Annotated in this window: 18 protein-coding genes; 10 read left to right on the top strand and 8 right to left on the bottom strand. The window is 71.2% G+C overall.

From position 1 onward, the window contains the following. Positions 1-116: 116 nt before the first annotated feature. The gene (locus tag FE256_RS02835) at positions 117-1,238 is read right to left on the bottom strand and encodes a phosphate ABC transporter substrate-binding protein PstS (protein ID WP_138172717.1); all 1,122 of its coding nucleotides are present in this window, start codon (positions 1,236-1,238) and stop codon (positions 117-119) included. A 158-nt stretch (positions 1,239-1,396) separates the two neighbouring features. Here FE256_RS02835 and FE256_RS02830 point away from each other — a divergent pair, with 158 nt between their 5' ends. Continuing rightward, the gene (locus FE256_RS02830) at positions 1,397-5,335 is read left to right on the top strand and encodes a Pls/PosA family non-ribosomal peptide synthetase (protein WP_138172716.1); all 3,939 of its coding nucleotides are present in this window, start codon (positions 1,397-1,399) and stop codon (positions 5,333-5,335) included. Continuing rightward, a complete protein-coding gene (locus FE256_RS02825) occupies positions 5,332-6,630 on the top strand; it encodes a M1 family metallopeptidase (RefSeq protein ID WP_138172715.1) in 1,299 nt (432 codons plus the stop codon). The genes FE256_RS02830 and FE256_RS02825 overlap by 4 nt, the downstream gene beginning before the upstream one ends. 63 nt (positions 6,631-6,693) lie before the next feature. On the opposite strand, the gene FE256_RS02820 is transcribed toward FE256_RS02825, so the two are convergent. The 4 genes from FE256_RS02820 to FE256_RS02805 are packed head-to-tail and all read right to left on the bottom strand — an operon-like array spanning position 6,694 to position 11,047. After that, complete coding sequence (locus FE256_RS02820) at positions 6,694-7,197, bottom strand: 4'-phosphopantetheinyl transferase family protein (protein WP_138172714.1); 504 nt, start codon at positions 7,195-7,197, stop codon at positions 6,694-6,696. Continuing rightward, on the bottom strand, positions 7,194-8,132 hold the full coding sequence (locus FE256_RS02815; RefSeq protein WP_138172713.1) for an NUDIX hydrolase: 939 nt from the start codon (positions 8,130-8,132) through the stop codon (positions 7,194-7,196). The genes FE256_RS02820 and FE256_RS02815 overlap by 4 nt, the downstream gene beginning before the upstream one ends. Continuing rightward, positions 8,129-10,297: an RNA degradosome polyphosphate kinase gene (locus FE256_RS02810; protein ID WP_138172712.1), complete on the bottom strand. Its 2,169-nt coding sequence runs from the start codon at positions 10,295-10,297 to the stop codon at positions 8,129-8,131. The genes FE256_RS02815 and FE256_RS02810 overlap by 4 nt, the downstream gene beginning before the upstream one ends. Before the next feature lie 57 nt (positions 10,298-10,354). Further along, positions 10,355-11,047 carry a response regulator transcription factor gene (locus tag FE256_RS02805; protein WP_138172711.1) on the bottom strand — a complete coding sequence of 231 codons (693 nt, stop codon included), beginning with the start codon at positions 11,045-11,047 and terminating at the stop codon, positions 10,355-10,357. Between the two features lie 140 nt (positions 11,048-11,187). Here FE256_RS02805 and FE256_RS02800 point away from each other — a divergent pair, with 140 nt between their 5' ends. The 4 genes from FE256_RS02800 (at position 11,188) to FE256_RS02785 (ending at position 14,421) form a co-directional block, all read left to right on the top strand. Then, positions 11,188-11,478, top strand: coding sequence for a hypothetical protein (locus FE256_RS02800; protein ID WP_138172710.1), 291 nt, complete (start codon positions 11,188-11,190; stop codon positions 11,476-11,478). A gap of 134 nt (positions 11,479-11,612) precedes the next feature. After that, on the top strand, positions 11,613-12,212 hold the full coding sequence (locus FE256_RS02795) for a nitrobindin family protein (protein WP_138172709.1): 600 nt from the start codon (positions 11,613-11,615) through the stop codon (positions 12,210-12,212). Continuing rightward, the gene (gene ygfZ / locus FE256_RS02790) at positions 12,212-13,315 is read left to right on the top strand and encodes a CAF17-like 4Fe-4S cluster assembly/insertion protein YgfZ (RefSeq protein ID WP_138172708.1); all 1,104 of its coding nucleotides are present in this window, start codon (positions 12,212-12,214) and stop codon (positions 13,313-13,315) included. Before FE256_RS02795 ends, ygfZ begins: the two co-directional genes overlap by 1 nt. Next, the gene (locus FE256_RS02785) at positions 13,312-14,421 is read left to right on the top strand and encodes an FUSC family protein (RefSeq protein WP_171024157.1); all 1,110 of its coding nucleotides are present in this window, start codon (positions 13,312-13,314) and stop codon (positions 14,419-14,421) included. The genes ygfZ and FE256_RS02785 overlap by 4 nt, the downstream gene beginning before the upstream one ends. Positions 14,422-14,426: 5 nt before the next feature. On the opposite strand, the gene FE256_RS02780 is transcribed toward FE256_RS02785, so the two are convergent. Continuing rightward, entirely contained in the window at positions 14,427-15,215 is a 789-nt protein-coding gene (locus FE256_RS02780) for a class I SAM-dependent methyltransferase (RefSeq protein ID WP_138172707.1), read from the bottom strand. Positions 15,216-15,275: 60 nt separating this feature from the next. On the opposite strand from FE256_RS02780, the gene FE256_RS02775 reads away from it, so the two are divergent. Continuing rightward, a complete protein-coding gene (locus FE256_RS02775; RefSeq protein WP_138172706.1) occupies positions 15,276-16,022 on the top strand; it encodes a phosphoglyceromutase in 747 nt (248 codons plus the stop codon). Between the two features lie 61 nt (positions 16,023-16,083). Here the strand turns inward: FE256_RS02775 and phoU are convergent, their stop codons facing one another. Further along, complete coding sequence (gene phoU, locus FE256_RS02770; RefSeq protein WP_138172705.1) at positions 16,084-16,758, bottom strand: phosphate signaling complex protein PhoU; 675 nt, start codon at positions 16,756-16,758, stop codon at positions 16,084-16,086. A 172-nt stretch (positions 16,759-16,930) separates the two neighbouring features. On the opposite strand from phoU, the gene FE256_RS02765 reads away from it, so the two are divergent. Together FE256_RS02765 and FE256_RS02760 are read left to right on the top strand one after the other, a co-directional pair. Continuing rightward, positions 16,931-18,148, top strand: coding sequence for a sensor histidine kinase (locus FE256_RS02765; protein WP_138172704.1), 1,218 nt, complete (start codon positions 16,931-16,933; stop codon positions 18,146-18,148). Then, on the top strand, positions 18,145-18,828 hold the full coding sequence (locus FE256_RS02760; RefSeq protein WP_138172703.1) for a response regulator: 684 nt from the start codon (positions 18,145-18,147) through the stop codon (positions 18,826-18,828). Before FE256_RS02765 ends, FE256_RS02760 begins: the two co-directional genes overlap by 4 nt. 58 nt (positions 18,829-18,886) lie before the next feature. On the opposite strand, the gene FE256_RS02755 is transcribed toward FE256_RS02760, so the two are convergent. Beyond that, positions 18,887-19,459 (bottom strand): DNA modification methylase, encoded by a 573-nt coding sequence (locus FE256_RS02755; RefSeq protein WP_252370879.1) that lies wholly within the window; start codon positions 19,457-19,459, stop codon positions 18,887-18,889. Between the two features lie 146 nt (positions 19,460-19,605). On the opposite strand from FE256_RS02755, the gene FE256_RS02750 reads away from it, so the two are divergent. Then, entirely contained in the window at positions 19,606-20,088 is a 483-nt protein-coding gene (locus FE256_RS02750; RefSeq protein WP_056229249.1) for a CarD family transcriptional regulator, read from the top strand. The last annotated feature ends 5 nt before the right edge of the window (positions 20,089-20,093 follow it).

Below are 20,093 nucleotides of genomic sequence, written 5' to 3'. Positions count from 1 at the left end.
GGTTTCTCTCTGAGGATGATCGGGCTCAGCGGAAGCGTCGACGCGGACGTCGACGCTTCTGATCAGCCCGAACCGGCCCGCACGTGTGTGCGGACCGGTTCGGATCCGAGAGATGTTTACTTGATCGCCTCGAGGGTCTTCGCGGCGTCGGCGAGGACCGAGTCCGGCAGCGGAGCCGAACCGGCGTTCTTCGCCGCGACCGACTGGCCGAGCGTGCTGGTGACGAAGCCGAGGTACGACTTCACGAGCTCAGCCTGCTTGGTGTCCTTGAACTCGGTGCAGGTGATGGCGTACGAGACCAGCGGGATGGGGTAGGTCTCGGCGGTCAGCTTGCTGTAGTCGAACTTCTTCGACAGGTCGCCGGTCACGCCGTTGGAGGCGTCCACGGCCGCGGCCGCGAAGGTCGCGGTGACGGCCTCGGGGCTGTAGGGGATCGCGGTGCCGTCCTGGATGATGGCGGCGGCGTTGAGATCACCGATGGCCGAGTGGTCGGCGTAGCCGATGGTGCCGGTGCCGGCCTTGACGGCCTCGACGACGCCCGAGCCACCCTTCTGCTTCGACACGTTGCCCTCGATCGGCCAGTCCTTGCCCGCGGGAGCGGTCCAGACCGACGACTGGGTCGCGGCGAGGTAGTTGGTGAAGTTCTGCGTCGTGCCCGAACCGTCCGAACGAGCGACGGTGGTGATGGGGCCGGCGGTGAGCGCAGTGCCGTTGTCGGCGGTGATGGCCGGGTCGGACCAGTCGGTGATCTGCAGCGCGAAGATCTTCGCGATGGTCTCGCCGCTGAGCTTGAGCTCGGTCACGCCGGGGATGTTGAAGATGATCGCGACACCGTCGAGGTAGACGGGGATGTTGACGCCACCGTCGGTGCAGAGGGCCTGCGACTGCGTGGTCTGGTCCGCGTTGAGCGGCGAGTCCGAACCGGCGAAGTCGTACGCGCCGCTGAGGAAGTTGGTGACACCGCCGCCGGAGCCCTGCGACTTGTCGTAGTTGATCGTCACGCCCTTGGCGGTGGCGTTGTAGGCGGTGGTCCACGCGGCCTGCGCGTTGGACTGGGCGCTGGAACCACCGGCGGTGATCGTGCCGGAGAGGTTGGGGTCGATCGTGAACGCCACGTCCGAGGAGGTGGCGGACGGGGAGGACTCCGTGGTGCCGCCACTGGAGGAGGCGCAGCCGGCCAGAGCAAGAGAGGCCACGGCGGCCACGGTGCCCAGCTGGGCGAGTCGGGAGAGCTTCACTGTGTGAATCCTTCGCATGTCGGGGACACGAACCCGGTGCAGGGTTCTCCCGCACGTTAAACACCGACTCTTACCAGAGTGCGTTGCACGGGTGAACGGAAGGTGAACCAGGATGGCCCGTCCGGGGTGTTTTCCTGGCCGGTATACGCTTCACCTCCGTGACGACCCCCGCATTCTCCGGCCAGGAGCTGCTCGACCGCACGGGCGCCGCCGCGCCTCCGCGTACGCTCATCGACATCCTCTCCGACGTCGCTTCGCGGCATCCGGAGGCCTCCGCGATCGACGACGGCTCGGGTGCGCTCAGCTACCGCGAGCTGCTCGCGCGCGTGTGGCGGACCGCCGCTGCGCTGCACGGGGCGGGAGTGCGCCGTGGCGATCGCGTCGGGGTGCGGATGCCGTCGGGATCGAAGGAGCTGTACGTCTCGATCCTCGCCGTCATGGCCGCGGGCGCCGCGTACGTCCCGGTGGATGCCGACGACCCCGACGAGCGCGCCCGCCTCGTGTTCGGCGAGGCCGGGGTCAGAGGCATCATCGCGGGCAACGGTGAGTACGTCGGAGAGGACGACGATCTCGTCCGCCTCTATGACGGGGAAGCTCCGCACCCGAGCACGAGCGCCGTGCCGATCGTGGCGCCCCCGACCGTCGACGACGACGCCTGGATCATCTTCACCTCCGGATCGACCGGGGTGCCCAAGGGCGTCGCGGTGAGCCACCGGTCCGCGGCGGCCTTCGTCGAGGCGGAGGCGCGACTCTTCCTGCAGCCCGAACCGCTCGGTCCCGGCGACCGCGTGCTCGCGGGGCTGTCGGTCGCCTTCGACGCGTCTTGCGAGGAGATGTGGCTCGCGTGGGGGCACGGAGCCTGCCTCGTGCCCGCGCCCCGCTCGCTCGTGCGCTCCGGCGAGGATCTCGCGCCGTGGCTGCTGCGGCAGGGGATCACGGTGGTCTCGACCGTCCCGACCCTCGCGGCGATGTGGCCGGCCGATTCGATCGAGAACGTGCGCCTGCTGATCTTCGGCGGCGAGGCGTGCCCGCCCGAGCTCGCCGCGCGACTCGTCGCCGACGGACGCGAGGTGTGGAACACGTACGGGCCCACCGAGGCCACCGTCGTCGCCTGTGCCGCCCCGCTGGACGGGTCGCTCCCCGTGCGTATCGGCCTGCCGCTGGACGGCTGGGCTCTCGCGGTCGTGGACCCCGAGGGGCAGCCCGTGGCCGAGGGTGAGGTGGGCGAGCTCATCATCGGGGGAGTGGGCCTGGCCCGCTACCTGGATCCGGCCAAGGATGCCGAGAAATACGCGCCCATGCCGACACTCGGCTGGGAGCGCGCGTATCGCTCCGGCGACCTCGTGCGTTTCGAGAGCGCCGGCCTCGTGTTCCAGGGGCGTGCGGACGACCAGGTCAAGGTCGGCGGACGCCGGATCGAGCTGGGCGAGGTGGAGTCCGCGCTGCAGGATCTTCCCCGGGTCTCTGCCGCGACCGTCGCGGTGCGCACGACCGAGGCCGGAGTGCCCGTCCTCGTGGGCTACCTCGTGATGGAGGAGGGGGCCGAGCTCGACCGCGCGGCCGCCCGTGCGCTGCTGGTCGAGCGTCTCCCGGCCGCGACGATCCCCCTGCTCGGCGTCGTCGACGAGCTGCCGGTGCGGACATCGGGCAAGGTCGACCGTGCCGCGCTGCCGTGGCCGCTTCCCGGCATCGACGCTCCGGCATCCACCGATTTCTCGGACGACGAGGCGTGGCTCGCCGCGCAGTGGCAGGCGGTGCTCGGGCTGGCGGTCACCGACCGCAAGGCCGACTTCTTCGACCTCGGCGGAGGGTCGCTCGCCGCCGCGCAGTTGGTCTCGCGGATCCGCGCGCGCGTGCCGGAATTCTCGGTCGCCGACATCTATGACGTCCCGCGCCTGGGCGCGATGACCAAGGCGCTGGGACCGCAGCTGAGCGACGACGCTCCGGCGGCCTTCCACCGTCCGGCGCCGACGCCCCGGGCGACGCAGTGGGTGCAGACCCTCCTCGGTGTGCCGCTGTTCATCCTCTCGGGGGTGCGGTGGCTGCTGTACCTGCTCACCGCCTCGACGCTGCTGCAGCTCGTGCCGGGCTTCGAGGTGCTGCCTCGCGTCCCGTGGCCGGTTCTGGTGGTCGGTCTGCTGCTGTTCGCCACCCCCTTCGGCCGCATGGCGATCGCGGTGGTGTCGGCGCGGGTGCTGCTCGCGGGGCTCCGCCCGGGCGACTACCCCCGCGGCGGCTGGGTGCACGTGCGCCTGTGGCTCGCCGAGCAGATCGCCGCCCAGGTGGATGCCGTCGGCCTCGCCGGAGCCCCGTGGGTGTCGTACTACGCCCGGGCGCTCGGTGCCCGCATCGGCCGCAACGTCGATCTCCACGCCCTGCCGCCCGTGACGGGCATGCTCGTCGTGGGAGACGGCGCCTCGATCGAACCCGAAGTCGACCTCACCGGCTACTGGATCGACGGCGACCTCGTCCGCATCGGCGAAGTGCGCATCGGCGCCGAAGCCACCGTGGGTGCGCGCTCGACACTCGCGCCCGGCACCCGCATCGGTCGTCGTGCCGAGATCGCCCCCGGTTCGGCGGTGTTCGGTCGCGTCAAGGCGGACCAGGCCTGGGCCGGATCGCCCGCGGTCCGCGTCGGCGGCACCGCGAAGGGCTGGCCGACCGGTCGCCCGGCGGCACCCACCCGATGGCTGTGGGCCTTCGCCGCGTCGGCCGTCCTGCTCGCGCTCCTCCCGCTGTCGTCCTTCGCCGTCGGCGGTCTCGTCATCGCGCAGGGGATGCGCGGAGCGGACTCGCTCGCGGCGGCTGCCGGAGCGGCGTTCGCGTGGCTCGTGCCCGGGGTCGCCGCGACCGGCCTCGTGTTCGCGGCCTCCGTGCTGCTGCTCGTGCGCCTGTTCTCGATCGGCCTGGTCGAAGGGACGTTCCCCGTCCGCAGCCGCGTCGCGTGGCAGGCCTGGACGATCGAGCGCCTGCTGGACTCGGCGCGCACGATCCTGTTCCCGCTGTACTCGAGCCTGTTCACCCCCGTCTGGTTGCGGCTGCTGGGCGCGCGCGTGGGCCATGACGTCGAGGCATCCACGGTCCTGCTCCTTCCGACGATGACGCGCATCGAGGACGGGGCGTTCCTCGCCGACGACACGATGGTGGCGTCGTACGAGCTGCGGGCGGGGTGGCTGCGCGTCGGTCCCGTGCGGATCGGCAAGCGCGCGTTCCTCGGCAACTCCGGGATGGCCGCCCCCGGCCACCGGGTTCCCCGCGGCGGCCTGGTCGCCGTGCTGTCGGCGGCGCCGCTCAAGGCCAAGCCCGGATCCTCGTGGCTCGGTTCGCCCGCGGTCCGCCTGCGACGGCTCTCGGCCGAGGGCGACGCGTCGCGCACGTATCGCCCGACGCCCGCGCTGCGCCTGGCGCGCACCCTGTGGGAGCTGTGCCGGTTCGTGCCGGTCGTGGTGACGTGCGGAATCGGGCTCGGGGTGCTCTTCGCGCTCGCTGCCCTGTGGGAGACCGTCGGACCGGTCTGGACGCTCCTGCTCTCGGGCGTGGTGCTCCTGGCCGCGGGAGCGGTCGCGGCGGGCGTGTCGACGATCGCGAAGTGGGCGATCGTCGGTGTCATCCGTGCGGGGGAGCAGCCGCTGTGGTCGAGCTTCGTGTGGCGCACCGAGGTGTCGGACACGTTCACCGAGATGGTCGCCGCGCCCTGGTTCGCCCGGGCGGCGGCCGGGACGCCGGCGCTGGCGGTCTGGCTGCGGTCCCTCGGCGCACGGATCGGACGCGGGGTGTGGTGCGACAGCTACTGGCTGCCCGAGCCGGATCTGGTGACTCTGGGCGATGCATCGACGGTCAACCGCGGGTGCGTCGTCCAGACCCACCTCTTCCATGATCGAATCATGAGTATGGACACCGTCGAGCTCGAACCCGGTGCGACCCTCGGGCCGCACAGCGTGGTGCTGCCGGCCTCGACCCTGGGGGCGCACGCCACGGTCGGACCGGCGTCCCTCGTGATGCGCGGAGAAACCGTCCCCGTGGGTTCGCGGTGGAGCGGCAACCCCATCGGCCCCTGGCGCGCGGTGAAGGTGCGCGCCTACCAGTCGACCACGTGAGCGCGGTCGATCCGTACGCTCCGCACAGCGGCGACGCCGGGTACCGCGTCGAGTCGTACGACCTCACTCTGGGCTACCGCGTCCGCACCAACCGGCTCGAGGGGACGGCCCTCCTCGCGGCCGTCGCGGTGGAGGGACTCTCGGTCATCGCCCTCGACCTCGTGGGTCTCCGGGCATCGCGGGTGCGCGTGAACGGTGCGCCCGCGCGCTTCACGGCGGCGGCGGGGAAGGTGCGGGTGACGCCGGCGGCATCCCTCGCCGCGGGGGAGCCCTTCACCGTCGAGGTCGTGTACGCCGGGGCACCCGCCCCGCGGCGCTCGCGCTGGGGCGCGGTCGGCTGGGAGGAGCTCGCCGACGGTGCCCTCGTCGCCGGACAACCGATCGGCGCGCCGACGTGGTTCCCGTGCAACGACCGCCCCGACGATCGCGCCCGGATGACGATGAAGATCACCGTCGACGAGGGATACGCGGTCGCCGCCACGGGTGTGACGGGTGTCTCCACCCGCACCGGGGGGCGCGTCACCACGACCTTCACCTCGAGCGTGCCGACCGCGACCTACCTCGCCGCGGTGCACGTGGGCCGCTACCGGACGCGGCCGCTGGCCGGAACGGGAGTCGGCGTGGTGCCCGCCGTGAGCGTCACGGCTCCGGCGGCCCTCGCAACGGCCTCGGACCGGGCGTTCTCGACCGTGCCCGAAATGCTGCGGGTGTTCGACGGACTGTTCGGCCCCTATCCGCAGGAGGCGTGTTCCCTCGTGGTCACGGCCGACGAGCTCGAGATCCCCCTCGAGGCCCAGGGGCTCGCGGTGTTCGGCATGAACCACCTCGTGCCCGCCGCGCAGCGGCTGATCGCGCATGAACTGGCGCATCAGTGGTTCGGCAACAGCGTCGGCATCGGGCGCTGGAGCGACATCTGGCTCAACGAGGGGTTCGCCTGCTACGCGGAGTGGCTGTGGTCCGAGGCTTCCGGGGGGCCCACAGCGGACGCGTGCGTCCGCACCCACTACGCCCGCCTCGCGGCGAAGCCGCGCGACCTGCTGCTGGTCGATCCGGGCCCCGACGACATGTTCGACGACCGCGTCTACAAGCGCGGCGCTCTCGCGCTGCACGCACTGCGGAAGACGCTGGGTGATGCGGCGTTCTTCGACCTGCTGCGACGCTGGACCGCCGAGCACCGCCACGCCCTCGTGAGCACCGACGACTTCCGCGCCGCGGTGCGGACGGCGGGGGGACCGGATGCCGTCGAGGTGCTGTCGCGCTGGCTCGACCGCACCGAGCTGCCGCCGCTGCCCTGACATTCGGAGCCTGCGTCCTCCGGATGCCGCGCCGCGGAGCGCGCGCGAATCACCCAGGGTGTGTCAGCCTCGCGTGGGCAGCGCCACGGCGACGACGATCCCGGGCGGTCCGGGGACGTCCCACCCCGTCAGCGCGGGACCGTCGCCGACGCGGGCGCTCCAGTCCGCCCCGGCCGGGTCCGCTGCGAAACGGACGCGTGCGGGGTCGACGGTGAGCCCCCGCCCGTCGGCCTTGAGCACCGCCTCGACACGCGCCCACGACCGCGCGTCAGCGCCGGGGAGCACCCGTTCCAGACCCGTCACCGCGACCGGCACGGCATCCAGGCCCACGCGCGACGCCCCGGAGGCCGCCACCACGAGCGCCCATCCTTCGGCGTAGGACACCGAGACCGCGGCATCCGCCCCCGACACCCGGAGCCGGCCGTGGTCGCCCCCGCAGCGGGCGCACCGCGCGGCGAACGACGCCCCCGGGAGCAGCTCGGCCAGCAGGGCGCGGGAGACGGCGCGGCGGGCGGTGCCCTCGGGCACGCGACGCCACCGGACCTCGACCTCCGCGGGGAGGGTCACACGTGCGGCTCGTGCGTCTCGATCGCGACGATCCCCGACCCCGGGTGGGCGACCGGAACGTGCGCCACCGAGAACGCCGCCGGCTCGAGAGCCGACGAACTGCCCAGATACGAGCCCCGCATGGTCCCGGTGGCCAAGGCGAGCTCGTGCATGATGTCGGGCAGGACCGGACCGTGGCTGACCAGCACCACCGGCTTGCGGGCGCGTACGCGCTCGCCGACGATCGTCCGGGCGTCGCTGCGCCCGTTCTCCCACGCGTCCTGACTGATCGCCTCGGTCACCTGGATGCGTTGAGCGAGCGCCGCCGAAAGGGGAGTGACGGTGCGCACACAACGTTCGGCGGGGCTGGACACGATCCGCCGCACTCCGAAGGCCAAGAGCGGCCCGACGATCGCATTCGACTGACGGCGGCCGCGCGGGCTGAGCGGGCGCGCGGAATCCTCGGCATCCCACTCCTCTCGCGGCCGCGCCTTGGCATGCCGCAGGGCGACGATCGGGAACGTCGGGAGCGCCTGCTCATCGACGAGGCGGACGAATTCGTCGAGGATCTCGATGTCGACGGGGTAGCTGAGGTGCTTGCGCGCCTTCTTCAGGCCCACCCACTCGATCGCCGCGATCTCTTTGTTCGGCACGAACGTCGAGGTGCGCACCGCGGCGTCGGTGGCCTCGGCCGCCCAGTAGTGCACGATCTTCGTCCGCGAACTCGGCATCCGGTAGCGCGAGACGCCGACGGGCACCCCGAGCGAGACACGGATGCCGGTCTCTTCGCGGATCTCACGCACGGCGGTCTCGGCGAGCGTCTCGCCGGGATCGACCTTGCCCTTGGGCAGCGTCACGTCGCGGTACTTGGTGCGATGGATCAGCAGGACACGGAACTTGCCCTCGACCAGGCGCCAGACCACTCCGCCCGCGGCGTAGACGGCGGTTTCGGTCACCGGACCGCCCGCGAGCGCCGCTTGCGCTGGATCCGCGCCATCGTGTGCTCCTGCAGGTCGATCAGCGGCGTGCCGTCGGCCCCCACGCTGTGCCGGATCCACTCTCCTTCGGGGCGAAGATGCCACGAGCTCGTCGCGTCGTCCATCGCCAGATCGAACAGGTCGGAGAGCTCCTGGATCTGCTTCGGGTCCACCACGCGCACCAGTGCCTCGACGCGACGGTCGAGGTTGCGGTGCATCATGTCGGCGCTCCCGATGAACAGCTGCGGGTCGCCGTCGTTCGCGAACGCGAAGATGCGGGAGTGCTCCAGGTAGCGGCCGAGGATCGAACGCACCCGGATGTTCTCGCTCATGCCCTCGACACCCGGCTTGATCGAGCAGATGCCGCGCACCCACGCCTCGACGGGGACACCGGCCTGGCTCGCCCGGTACAGCGCGTCGATGATCTGCTCGTCGACCATGGAGTTGACCTTGATCCGCACGCCGGATGGCTTGCCCGCGAGTGCGTTCTGGCGCTCCTTCTCGATGTGGCGGAGGAGACCCTTGCGCAGGTGCAACGGGGCGACGAGCAGACGCTTGAACTTCTTCTCGATCGCGTAACCGCTCAGCTCGTTGAACAGGCGCGTCAGATCGCGGCCGACCTGGTCGTCGACGGTGAACAGGCCGAAGTCCTCGTAGATGCGGCTCGTCTTCGGGTTGTAGTTGCCCGTGCCGACGTGGCTGTAGTGCCGCAGACGGCCCTCTTCTTCGCGGATGACGAGAGCGAGCTTGCAGTGGGTCTTCAACCCGACGAGACCGTAGACGACGTGGACGCCGGCCTTCTCGAGCTTGCGCGCCCAGACGATGTTGTTCGCCTCGTCGAAGCGCGCCTTCACCTCGACCAGTGCGAGCACCTGCTTGCCCGCTTCGGCGGCGTCGATGAGCGCCTGCACGATGGGGCTGTCACCCGAGGTGCGGTACAGCGTCTGCTTGATGGCGAGGACGTTCGGGTCCTTCGCGGCCTGCTCGAGGAAGGCCTGGACACTCGTCGCGAACGACTCGTAGGGGTGGTGCACGAGAACGTCGCCCTTGCGGATCGCGCCGAAGACGTCGGCGCGACCGTTCTGCTCGGGCGGCTGGAACGGCAGGGCCGTCTTGGGCACGTGCGGCGGGTAGTGCAGATCGGGGCGGTCGATGCGCGAGAGATCGAACAGGCCGCGCAGATCGAGCGCACCGGGGAGGCGGTAGACCTCTTGATCGGTGATGTCGAGTTCGCTGAGCAGGAGATCGCGCGTGAGATCGTCCATGTCGTCGGTGATCTCGAGTCGGATCGGCGGACCGAATCGGCGTCGCAGCAGCTCGGCCTCGAGCGCCTGGATGAGGTTCTCGGTCTCATCCTCTTCGATCGTCATGTCTTCGTTGCGGGTGAGGCGGAACGCGTGGTGGTCGAGCACCTCCATCCCGGGGAAGAGATCGCCGAGGTGATTGGAGATGAGCTCCTCGAGCGGCAGGTACCGCACTCCGCGGCCGTTGCTGGGCACCTCGACGAAGCGCGGCAGCATCGGCGGCACCTTGAGGCGGGCGAACTCCTGGCGACCGGTCCGGGCGTTGCGGATGCGGATCGCGAGGTTCAGCGAGAGGCCCGAGATGTACGGGAACGGGTGCGCCGGGTCGACCGCGAGCGGCATGAGCACCGGGAAGACGTTGCGCTGGAAGTACTCGGTGAGCCGCGACGCGGAGTCCTCGTCGAGCGAATCCCAGGACACGACCTCGATGCCCGCGTCCGCGAGAGCCGGGCGCACCTGGTCGGTCCAGGCCGCGGCGTGCCGCAGCTGCAGACGGTGGGCCTCGGCCGAGATGTCGGCGAGGACGTCCAGCGGAGCCCGGCCCACGTTCGTCGGCACGGCGAGGCCGGTGACGATGCGGCGCTTCAGGCCGGCGACGCGCACCATGAAGAACTCGTCGAGGTTGCTGGCGAAGATCGCGAGGAAGTTCGCGCGTTCGAGCACCGGAACCGTGGGGTCCTCGGCCAGTTCGAGCACGCGCTGGTTGAACGACAGCCAGCTGATCTCGCGATCGAGATAGCGATGGTCGGGAAGCTGCTCGTCCGCGGCCTCGACGGCCTCGTCGAAATCGTCGTCGTCCGCGTCGCCCAGGCCCGCGTCGAGCACGTCGTGTTCGATCATTCCCTCATCATTGCAGGGGTCGGTGACACGCGCGTGAACGGAACCGCGCGGCGGGGATCAGGCGGACGGTGCGGGGACGGGCGGCTGCTCGTCCTCGTAGACGTTGAAGCGGTACCCGACGTTGCGCACGGTGCCGATCAGCTGCTCGAGGTCGCCGAGCTTGGCGCGCAGGCGACGGACGTGGACGTCGACGGTGCGGGTGCCGCCGAAGTAGTCGTAGCCCCACACTTCGCTCAGCAGCTGCTCGCGGGTGAACACCCGCGACGGGTGCGTGGCGAAGAAGTGCAGGAGCTGGAACTCCTTGTACGTCAGGTCGAGCGGCTTGCCGTGCACCTTCGCCGAATACGAGGACTCGTCGATCGTGATGCCGGAGGTCGAGATGCGCGAGGACACCTGCTCCGCGCTGCGGCGGCCCATCGCCAAGCGGATGCGCGCGTCGATCTCGGCCGGCCCTGCTCCCACGAGCACGACGTCGTCGACGCCCCAGTCGGTGGAGACGGCGGTCAGCCCGCCCTCGGTCACCACCAGGACGAGCGGTGCTTCCATGCCCGTGGTCGTGAGGATCTTGCACAGGGACTTGGCACCGACGAGGTCGACGCGCGCATCGATGAAGACGACATCGGCGCTCGGCGCGTTGACCAGCTGGGCCGGTTCGGCGGGGATCTGCCGCACGCGGTGGCTCAACAGCTCGAGCGCAGGCAGCACGGCGCTGCCGCCGGGGGCGGAGCTGAGTACCAGAAGCTGAGCCAAACGGACCTCCCAGTGCGGGCCTGCCGCACCCGCCCCATCTTAGGGTCAGCGGCGCGTTCGCACCGTCACGGCCTCGCGTGCGACGCGCCCCGGACATGCCCGGGCGCACGAATGGCCCGGGGTGCGCCATGATGGAGGGCATGTCGACCCCCGACCTCGCGCCGCGCCGCACGTTCGGCGGGATCGTCGCGGTCTGGGTGCTGGCCCTCGTGGCCGGCGTCGCGATCGGACTGTTCGTTCCGACGGAATGGCGCGCGCAGTGGATCACCGTCGCGCTCGGCGGGTGCGTCATCGCCGCGTTCGCGGTGCAGCTCTGGGGCGGGCGGTCGCAGGCGTTCATCCAGCGGGTCGCGGCCAGTGTCCTGGGCGCCCTGATCGTGTTGGGTCTGATCACGGCCGGGTTCGGTCTGGCATCCATCGTTCCCCGGTAGAGTTGGCCCATGGACCTCCTCGCGCTCGAACTCTTCTTCGTGGGACTTCTCGGCCTCGCTTCGCTGGCGATCGCCTTCGTCTCCGGAACGGTCATCTGGAACCTCTACCGCGGCCAGCGCTGACGAGCGCCGTCGTGATCGAGATCCCGACCGACCTCCCCGCCGACCTCGTCCCGCTCTCGTGGCTGATCGGCGTGTGGGAGGGCACCGGCGTCATCGACTACGAGGCCGATGGCCGCACGTTCTCCGGCGAGTTCGCGCACCGCGTGAGCTTCAGCCATGACGGCGGCGACTTCGTGAATTACACCGGTCACGCGTGGCTTCTCGACGGCGAGAGCCGTCGGCCCCTCGTGTCCGAGACCGGATACTGGCGCGTTGCGCGCCCGGCCGCCGACGCCGACGCCGGTCCGGCGCTCCTGCCGCCCACCGCGTCCGCCGCGGCCCGCACCGCCGACGACGTCGAGACGCTCCGCACCGCCGAGGGCGGCTTCCCCCTCGAGGTGAGCCTGGCCCACTCCGACGGCATCCTCGAGCTCTACCTCGGTCAGGTCCGCGGACCCCGCATCGACCTCGCGACCGACGCAGTCGTCCGCACCGCGGGGGCGAAGCCGTACGCGTCCGCGACACGGCTGTACGGACTGGTCGACGACCACCTGCTGTGGGCGTGGGACATCGCGGCGTTCGGACGCGAACGCGCGTCGCACGCCTCGGCACGCTTGGCTCGGGCGGAGTGATGGCGCCCCTTTCCGAGGTGCCCGGGGCCGTCGTCGACGATGCCGGACTGCGTCATGTCGGTGCCCCTCTCGCGGAGCAGCGACGCCTGGCATCCGGCTCCGCCCTCGCGCCCCTGGGCGATCGCCGCGTGCTGTCGGTCTCCGGTCCCGACCGGTTGAGCTGGCTCGACTCCCTGTCGTCGCAGGCGCTCACGCACTTGCCCCCGGGCGTCTCGACCGAGACGCTCATCCTCGACCCGCAGGGCCGCGTCGAGCACGCCGCCGCGGTCGTCGACGACGGTGAGACCGCGTGGCTCCTCGTGGATGCCGCTGACGCCGAGCCCCTGGCGGCGTGGCTCGGCCGGATGCGCTTCCGCCTGCGGGTGGAGGTGCGCGACCGCTCCGACCAACTGTCGGTGATCGGGGGGACGCGCGCGGCCGTGAGCGCGCTCGCCGCCGTCGCCCCGGCCGGATCCCCCGTCGTGTGGGTCGATCCCTGGCCGGACGTGTCGCCGGGCGGCTGGGCGTACGCCCGCGTCGAGGACCACCCCGGTGCGGAGCGCGATTGGGCCGAGGCCGTGGTGGATGCCGCGGAGTTCGACCGCGTCGTCGCCGCCGCGGTGGCGGGCGAGGTCGCTCTCGCCGGTCGGGACGCCGTCGACGCGCTGCGGGTCGCCGCGTGGCGTCCGCGCGTGTCGGTCGACGCCGACGAGCGGTTGCTCCCGCACGAGATGGACTGGCTGCGCACCGCTGTGCATTTGTCGAAGGGCTGCTACCGCGGTCAGGAGACCGTGGCGAAGGTGCACAATCTCGGGCACCCGCCGCGCCGCGTCGTCGCCCTGCAGCTCGACGGCAGCGACAGCGTGCTCCCGGCGCGCGGCGACGTCGTGCGCATCGGGGACGACGCCGTCGGCGCCGTGACCTCGGTCGCCCTGCACTACGAGGACGGGCCCATCGCCCTCGCGCTGGTCAAGCGCACCGCGGCGGCCGACGTGCCCTACGTCGTCGATACCGCCGACGGCCCGATCGCCGCCTCTGCGGAGACGGTCGTGCCCGCCGACGCGGGCGCCACGGCCGGCGTCCCGCGCCTCCCGCGCCTGGGCCGTCGCCGCTCCGCGGAATGACCGACGAGGATTCCTCGACGACCATCGGGGTCGTCGTGCCACGGTCGCGCCTGCGCACGACCCTGCGGCGTCGCCTGGGCCGCGTCCGCGAGTCCCTTCCCGCGATCGTGCAGATCGTGGTGGCCGCCACCGCCGCGTACGCGTTCGCGCACGCGGTCCTCGGACACCCCGTTCCGTTGCTGGCGGCGACCGTCACCGTGTCCAGCCTCGGCCTGGTGCGCGACGCGCGTCCGTGGCGGGTCGCCGAGACCGTCGCGGGCATGCTCGTCGGCATCCTGCTCGCCGAGCTGGTGCTGCTGATCGCCGGTGCCGGCTGGTGGCAGATCGGACTGGCGATGCTGATCACGCTCCTGGTGGCGCGATTCCTGTCACCGCAGCCCGGTTTCGCCCTCGCCGCGGTGGTCCAGTCGCTCATCGCACTCGTGCTCGTCACGGGCGTCCCTTTCGTGCGGCTCCTCGACGGTGCGGTCGGGGGAGCGGCGGCGCTGCTGGTCACGGCGCTCATCCCGCGCACGCTCCGCCGCACCGAGCTGCGCGACGCCGACGAGCTGTTCGACGCGTTCGACGTGGCCACCGCCACGATCGTGCGCGCCCTCCGTCGCGGAGACCGCGCCCGCGCCGACCGCGGTCTGGAGCGGGCCCGCGCTCTCCAGACCTACGTGGACGCCTGGAGCGGCTCGCTCGAGTCGGGGCAGGAGGTGGCGCGCATCTCGCCGTTCCTCCGGCGCCAGCGCACCGAGCTCGACCGGCACGCCCGCGTCCGTGCCGCGATGGATCTCGCCACCCGCAACCTGCGCGTCGTCGCCCGTCGCGCGGCGTATCTGTGTGCCGACGGGCAGCCCCGCGCGGTGTCGGCCGACCTCCTCGGCGAGATCGAACGCGGCGCGGGGCTCGTTCGTGACGCCCTCGACGACGTGGCGATGGAACCGGCCGCCCGTGCCGCGCTCGCCGCGCTGGCCGCGCGTCTGGATCCGGCCGCGATCCTGCCCGACGGCAACATCGGCGAACTCAACCTCATCTCGGCGATGCGGCCGCTCACCGTCGACCTGCTCGTGGCGACGGGGATGCCGTCCGCCGAGGCCCAGGCGCTGCTGCCGCGGGTCTGAGAGCCTCAGGGCGGCGCGACGGCGCTCCAGTCGACCCCGACCTCGCCGAGTCGCCAGCGCGAGCGTCCCCGCACCGGCCATCCCGCGGCCGCCAGCGCCTCGACGGAGGTGCGCCACCGGTGGACGGCGCCGAACGGCGCGACCGCCGCCGCCCGAACCCACTCCCGCTGCAGCGCGGCGACGAACTCGTGCACGCCTTCGCCGGGAACGTTGCGGTGGATGAGCGCCTTCGGGAGGCGCTCGGCCAGGATCGCGGGATCCTCCAGACCCGCGAGCCGGAGCGACACGGTCAGCGTTCGGGGTGCGGCATCCGGGCCGACCTCCACCCAGGTCACGACGCGCCCGATCTCGTCGCACGTGCCTTCGACGAGGATGCCGCCGGGAGCCAGCCGCCCGCACATCCGCTCCCAGGCCGCGGCGACGTCGGCCTCGTCGTACTGCCGCAGTACGTTCATGGCCCGGATGATGGCCGGACGCCGACCGTGCGGCATCGGCACCTCGAATCCGCCGACCGCGAAGTCGATGCCCGTAACCCCCGCAGCCTGGGCGCGCGCCCGCGCGACGCGCTCGGGATCGATCTCGAGGCCCCGCACCGTGGCATCCGGGCGCACACGCGTGAGCCGCGCGTGCAGCTCGAGCGGGGTGACCGCGCTGGCGCCGAACCCGAGGTCGACGACGAGGGGGTCGTCGGCGCGGCGGAGCACGGGATGCCGCGCGATCCAGCGGTCGACCCGCCGCAGCCGATTGACCCCGGTCGTGCCGCGTGTCGGGCGGCCGACGGGGGAGGGACTCACTCCGACATGATGCCAGGCGCACGCTCGGGGACGACCGCACGGCGTCGCTAGCATGGAGTCATGCCTCACACGCTGATCCTCCTCCGCCACGGGCAGAGCGAGTGGAACAAGACCAATCAGTTCACCGGCTGGGTCGACGTCCGGCTCACCGACCAGGGGAAGGCCGAGGCCCAGCGCGGCGGCGAACTCCTGAAGGAGTCCGGCGTCCTGCCCGACGTGCTGCACACCTCGGTGCTCAGCCGTGCGATCCAGACCGCCAACATCGCCCTCGACGCGGCCGACCGTCTGTGGATCCCGGTCAAGCGCACGTGGCGCCTCAACGAGCGCCACTACGGCGCTCTGCAGGGCAAGGACAAGGCCCAGACGCTCGAAGAGTTCGGCAACGAGCAGTTCATGCTCTGGCGCCGTTCGTTCGACGTGCCGCCGCCGCCGCTGCCCGCCGATGACGAGTACAGCCAGGTCGGCGACCCGCGCTACGTCGGCATCGACGGCGAGGTGCCCGACACCGAGTCGCTGAAGATCGTCATCGACCGCATGCTCCCGTACTGGCACAGCGACATCGTCCCCGACCTGCAGGCCGGCAAGACGGTCCTCGTCACCGCGCACGGCAACTCCCTGCGCGGCCTCGTCAAGCACCTCGAGGGCATCAGCGACGCCGACATCGCCGAGCTGAACATCCCCACCGGCATCCCGCTGGTCTACCGTCTCGACGACGACCTCGCGCCGCTCGGCCCCGGTGAGTACCTCGACCCCGAGGCCGCCGCCGCCGGTGCCGCCGCCGTCGCGGCGCAGGGCTCGAAGGGCTGACGAGCCGCAACGCGAGAGGGGGTGGATGCCGTGGCATCCACCCCCTCTTCGTCGTTCTGCGTCAGACGACCGGGATCGGAGTCTCGTCGTCGGCGCCCGCCCAGTCGCCCGTGGCGAGGTAGACGACCTTCTTGGCGACCGAGACCGCGTGGTCGGCGAAGCGCTCGTGGTAGCGGCTGGCGAGCGTGGCGTCGACCGTGGCCGTGGCCTCGCCCTTCCACGAATCGCCGAGGACCTTCTCGAACACGCTGACGTGCAGCTCGTCGATGTCGTCGTCGTTGTCGCGGATCTCTTCTGCGATCCGGAGGTCCTGCGTGCGCAGGAGCTCGGCGAGCTTGCGCGCGACCTCCACGTCGAGCTCGCCCATGCGCGTGAAGGTGCTCTTCAGGCCCTTGGGGATCGCCCGCTCGGGGAACCGCGAGCGCGCGAGCTGCGCGATGTGCTCCGCCATGTCGCCCATGCGCTCGAGCGAGGCGCTCACGCGCAGAGCGGTGACGACGATCCGCAGGTCGCGGGCGACCGGCTGCTGGCGGGCGAGGATCTCGATGGCGAGCTCGTCGAGCGCCAGTGCCTTCTCATCGATGATCGCGTCGGCCTCGATGACCTCCTCGGCGAGGGCGACGTCGCTCGTGCCGAACGCGCGCGTGGCACGGTCGATGGCGACCGCCACCAGGTCGGCGATCTCGACCAGTCGGCCCTGGACGTCCTCGAGGGACTGATGGAATACTTCGCGCATCGCGGTACCTTCCTCGTCGGCGGCACGGCACACAAACGTTCCGCGACCCTCGAGGGATTCTTCCCAGCGAAGGTTAACGAGTGGTGCTGTGACAGTGAATAGTAGCCTCTCGCCACCGCCCTCCCCGTCTGAACGGACGGTGACGCCCGATGGGCGGCTCTACGCTGGTGCCATGGATCAGACGCAGCTCTCGCTGCTCGCGCTCCTCGTGGGAATCATTGTCGGGGGCTCCGTCGTGGGTCTCGTCGTGGCCGCGCAGCGCGTTCGCGACCGGGCGGCCGCCCAGGGCTCGTCGGTTCTCCCCGAGGGGGTGGAGTCCGTGCTCGGTGCCCTCGACGACCCCGCCGTCGTGTGCGACACGTCCGGCACGGTACTGGCGCTCTCGCCCGCCGCCGAGGTCTTCGGCCTGGATGCCGGCAGCGCGATCGCCGACGAGGATCTGCGCCGCGTCGCGCGCGAGGCCCGCGACAACGGCGCCGCCGTGAGCGAGAACTTGCGCCTCCGGCGGGGAGCCGCCCCCGCCGAGCCGCGCCTGGTCGCCGTTCGTGCCGCACCCGTCTCGGCTCGCCTCGTGCTGTTGGTGCTGCGCGACATCACCGAACGCGAGCGCGTCGAGGAGATGCGCCGCGACTTCGTCGCCAACACCAGTCACGAGCTCAAGACACCCGTCGGCGCCGTGAGCCTGCTGGCCGAGGCGATCGAGTCCGCCGCCGACGACCCTCCGCAGGTGCGGTACTTCTCCGGGCGCCTCCAGGCCGAGATCTCGCGGTTGTCCGCGCTCACCAATCGCATCCTGAGCCTGTCCCGGCTGCAGGCCTCGGACGAGCTCAGCGAGGTCCGCGACGTCTCGATCGACGAGGTCGTCACCGCGGCGATCGAGTCGCACACGATCCAGGCCGACTCGGCGCAGGTCACCGTCGTGCGCGGTGGCACGAAGGGCCTGTGGGTGCGCGGGGAGCCGCAGATCCTCACCGAGGCGCTCGGCAACCTCATCGCCAACGCCATCGCGTATTCGCCGCACGGGTCCAAGGTGGGCGTCGGGGTCAAACTCGACGAGAACGTCGTGGAGATCGCCGTCACCGACCGCGGTATCGGCATCCCCGAGAGCGATCAGCACCGCGTCTTCGAGCGCTTCTACCGCGCGGATCAGGCGCGATCCCGTCGCACCGGTGGCACCGGCCTCGGACTGTCGATCGTCAAGCACGCCGTGCAGCGCCACGGCGGCGAGGTGCGGTTGTGGTCGCGCCCCGAACGCGGGTCCACGTTCACCATCCGACTGCCCCGGTCCGAGGCACCCGACCTCGACCTCGTTCGTCCCAAGGCGCGTCGCAAGAGCCGCAAGACCGGCTCCGCCGCCCGCCCCGCACCCGTGAAGGGAGACACCGCATGACCCGCGTTCTGATCGTCGAGGACGAGCCCGATCTCGCAGATCCGCTCGCCTACCTGCTGCGACGGGAGGGGTACGAGGTCGAGATCGCCGAAGACGGTGCGCTGGCCCTCACCGCGTTCCGCGAGCGCGGTGCCGACATCCTCCTGCTGGATCTGATGCTGCCCGGGATGCCGGGCACGGAGGTGTGCCGTCAGCTGCGGCTGACGTCGCAGGTGCCGATCATCATGCTCACCGCCAAGGACTCGGAGGTGGACATCGTCGTGGGGCTCGAGCTCGGCGCGGACGACTACGTCACCAAGCCCTACTCGACCCGGGAGCTGCTCGCGCGCATGCGCGCAGTGCTGCGCCGCCGGAGCCCGGAGGAGTCCGACCTCGACGAGCGCATCCTCACCGGCGGTCGCGTGACCCTCGACATCGACCGGCACACGGTCTCGGTCGACGGCGCCGAAATCAACATGCCGCTGAAGGAATTCGAGCTGCTCGAGGTCCTCATGCGCAACGCCGGTCGCGTGCTCACGCGCGGCCAGCTCATTGACCGCGTGTGGGGGACCGACTACTTCGGCGACACCAAGACGCTGGACGTGCACATCAAGCGCATCCGGTCGCGCATCGAGCAGAGCCCGAGTGAGCCGTCGATGCTCGTGACCGTGCGCGGTCTCGGCTACCGCTTCGAGGCCTGACCCGCCGCACACGACGAAGGCGCCGACGGGATCCCGTCGGCGCCTTCGTCGTGTGCGGTCAGGAAGACGGCGTGGGCGTCGGCGTCGGGGTCGCCACCGGCGCCAGAAGACCCGTCGGCGTCGGGGTCGGCGCGAGCGGGCGCAAGTACTCGAGCGCGCCGTCGAGCACGGGCACCTGGATGAGGGCACCCTCGGCATCGCCGGACTGGAAAAAGATCGGGATCGTCGAGCCGGGGACGGCATCGATGCCGTCGAGCTGCAGAGGCGCGACGTCGTTCGCCAGGTCGCCGAGGCTGAGCGTGCGGCCGGCCGCGACGTTCACCGAGGCGCGGACGGCGCTGCTGCCCTCGCCGACCTCGAGCCGCAGCATCTGCGACTTCGTGGTGTCGTTGACGATGGCGGCGACGAAGTTGCCGACCGTGCCCTCTTCATCGGCCACGATCAGGGCGTTGCGCACCTGCAAGGGGCCCGACTCGGGCACGTTCACCCCGTCGGAGGCGGAGTAGTCGATGGTGGTCGCCTGGGGGGCAACGAGGTTGCATCCCGTCGTGCCCAGAACGACAGCGGCACCAACGGCCAGAGACGCGAACAGGCGCGATTTCACGGATCCTCCCGGAACGACAAACGGCATCCTGATCATCCTACGGGGTCCTGACGCGCCGCCCGCCCGCCGCGGGCCTCCTCGCGCGCGTGGAGGAGGGATCGTCCGGGGTGGGGCGGAACCTTAGCGCATCGGGCCCTGTGGTATCCTGGATGTTGCCGAAAGGACATAACTCCATGCTTTTTGAGGTTGGCGAGACCGTCGTTTACCCGCACCATGGCGCGGCCACGATCATCGAGGTCAAAGAACGCGTCATCAAGGGCGAGACGAAGAAGTACCTGAAGCTCAACGTCACGCAGGGCGACCTCGTCATCGAGGTCCCCGCCGACAACGTCGACCTGGTCGGCGTTCGTGACGTGATCGGCAAAGAGGGTCTCGACCGCGTGTTCGAAGTGCTGCGTGCCCCCTTCACCGAGGAGCCGACCAACTGGTCGCGCCGCTACAAGGCGAATCTCGAGAAGCTCGCTTCGGGCGACGTGATCAAGGTGAGCGAGGTCGTGCGCGACCTGTGGCGTCGCGATCAGGACCGTGGTCTCTCCGCGGGCGAGAAGCGCATGCTGGCCAAGGCCCGGCAGATCCTCGTCTCGGAGCTCGCCCTCGCCGAGAAGACCGACGAAGACCGCGCGAGCGTCGTGCTCGACGAGGTCCTGGCGTCCTGATCCCG

Origin of the sequence: Microbacterium sp. 5K110, assembly GCF_005774735.1 — a bacterium.
GTDB lineage: Bacteria > Actinomycetota > Actinomycetes > Actinomycetales > Microbacteriaceae > Microbacterium.
This window is presented reverse-complemented; position numbering and strand designations above follow the sequence as displayed.

What these genes read in the sequence shown, in the direction of transcription:
- FE256_RS02810 (WP_138172712.1), bottom strand. Translation starts at nt 10,297, where the DNA reads ATGATCGAACACGACGTGCTCGACGCGGGCCTGGGCGACGCGGACGAC.
- FE256_RS02800 (WP_138172710.1), top strand. Translation starts at nt 11,188, where the DNA reads ATGTCGACCCCCGACCTCGCGCCGCGCCGCACGTTCGGCGGGATCGTC.
- ygfZ (WP_138172708.1), top strand. Translation starts at nt 12,212, where the DNA reads ATGGCGCCCCTTTCCGAGGTGCCCGGGGCCGTCGTCGACGATGCCGGA.
- FE256_RS02785 (WP_171024157.1), top strand. Translation starts at nt 13,312, where the DNA reads ATGACCGACGAGGATTCCTCGACGACCATCGGGGTCGTCGTGCCACGG.
- FE256_RS02775 (WP_138172706.1), top strand. Translation starts at nt 15,276, where the DNA reads ATGCCTCACACGCTGATCCTCCTCCGCCACGGGCAGAGCGAGTGGAAC.
- phoU (WP_138172705.1), bottom strand. Translation starts at nt 16,758, where the DNA reads ATGCGCGAAGTATTCCATCAGTCCCTCGAGGACGTCCAGGGCCGACTG.
- FE256_RS02765 (WP_138172704.1), top strand. Translation starts at nt 16,931, where the DNA reads ATGGATCAGACGCAGCTCTCGCTGCTCGCGCTCCTCGTGGGAATCATT.
- FE256_RS02760 (WP_138172703.1), top strand. Translation starts at nt 18,145, where the DNA reads ATGACCCGCGTTCTGATCGTCGAGGACGAGCCCGATCTCGCAGATCCG.
- FE256_RS02755 (WP_252370879.1), bottom strand. Translation starts at nt 19,459, where the DNA reads ATGCCGTTTGTCGTTCCGGGAGGATCCGTGAAATCGCGCCTGTTCGCG.
- FE256_RS02750 (WP_056229249.1), top strand. Translation starts at nt 19,606, where the DNA reads ATGCTTTTTGAGGTTGGCGAGACCGTCGTTTACCCGCACCATGGCGCG.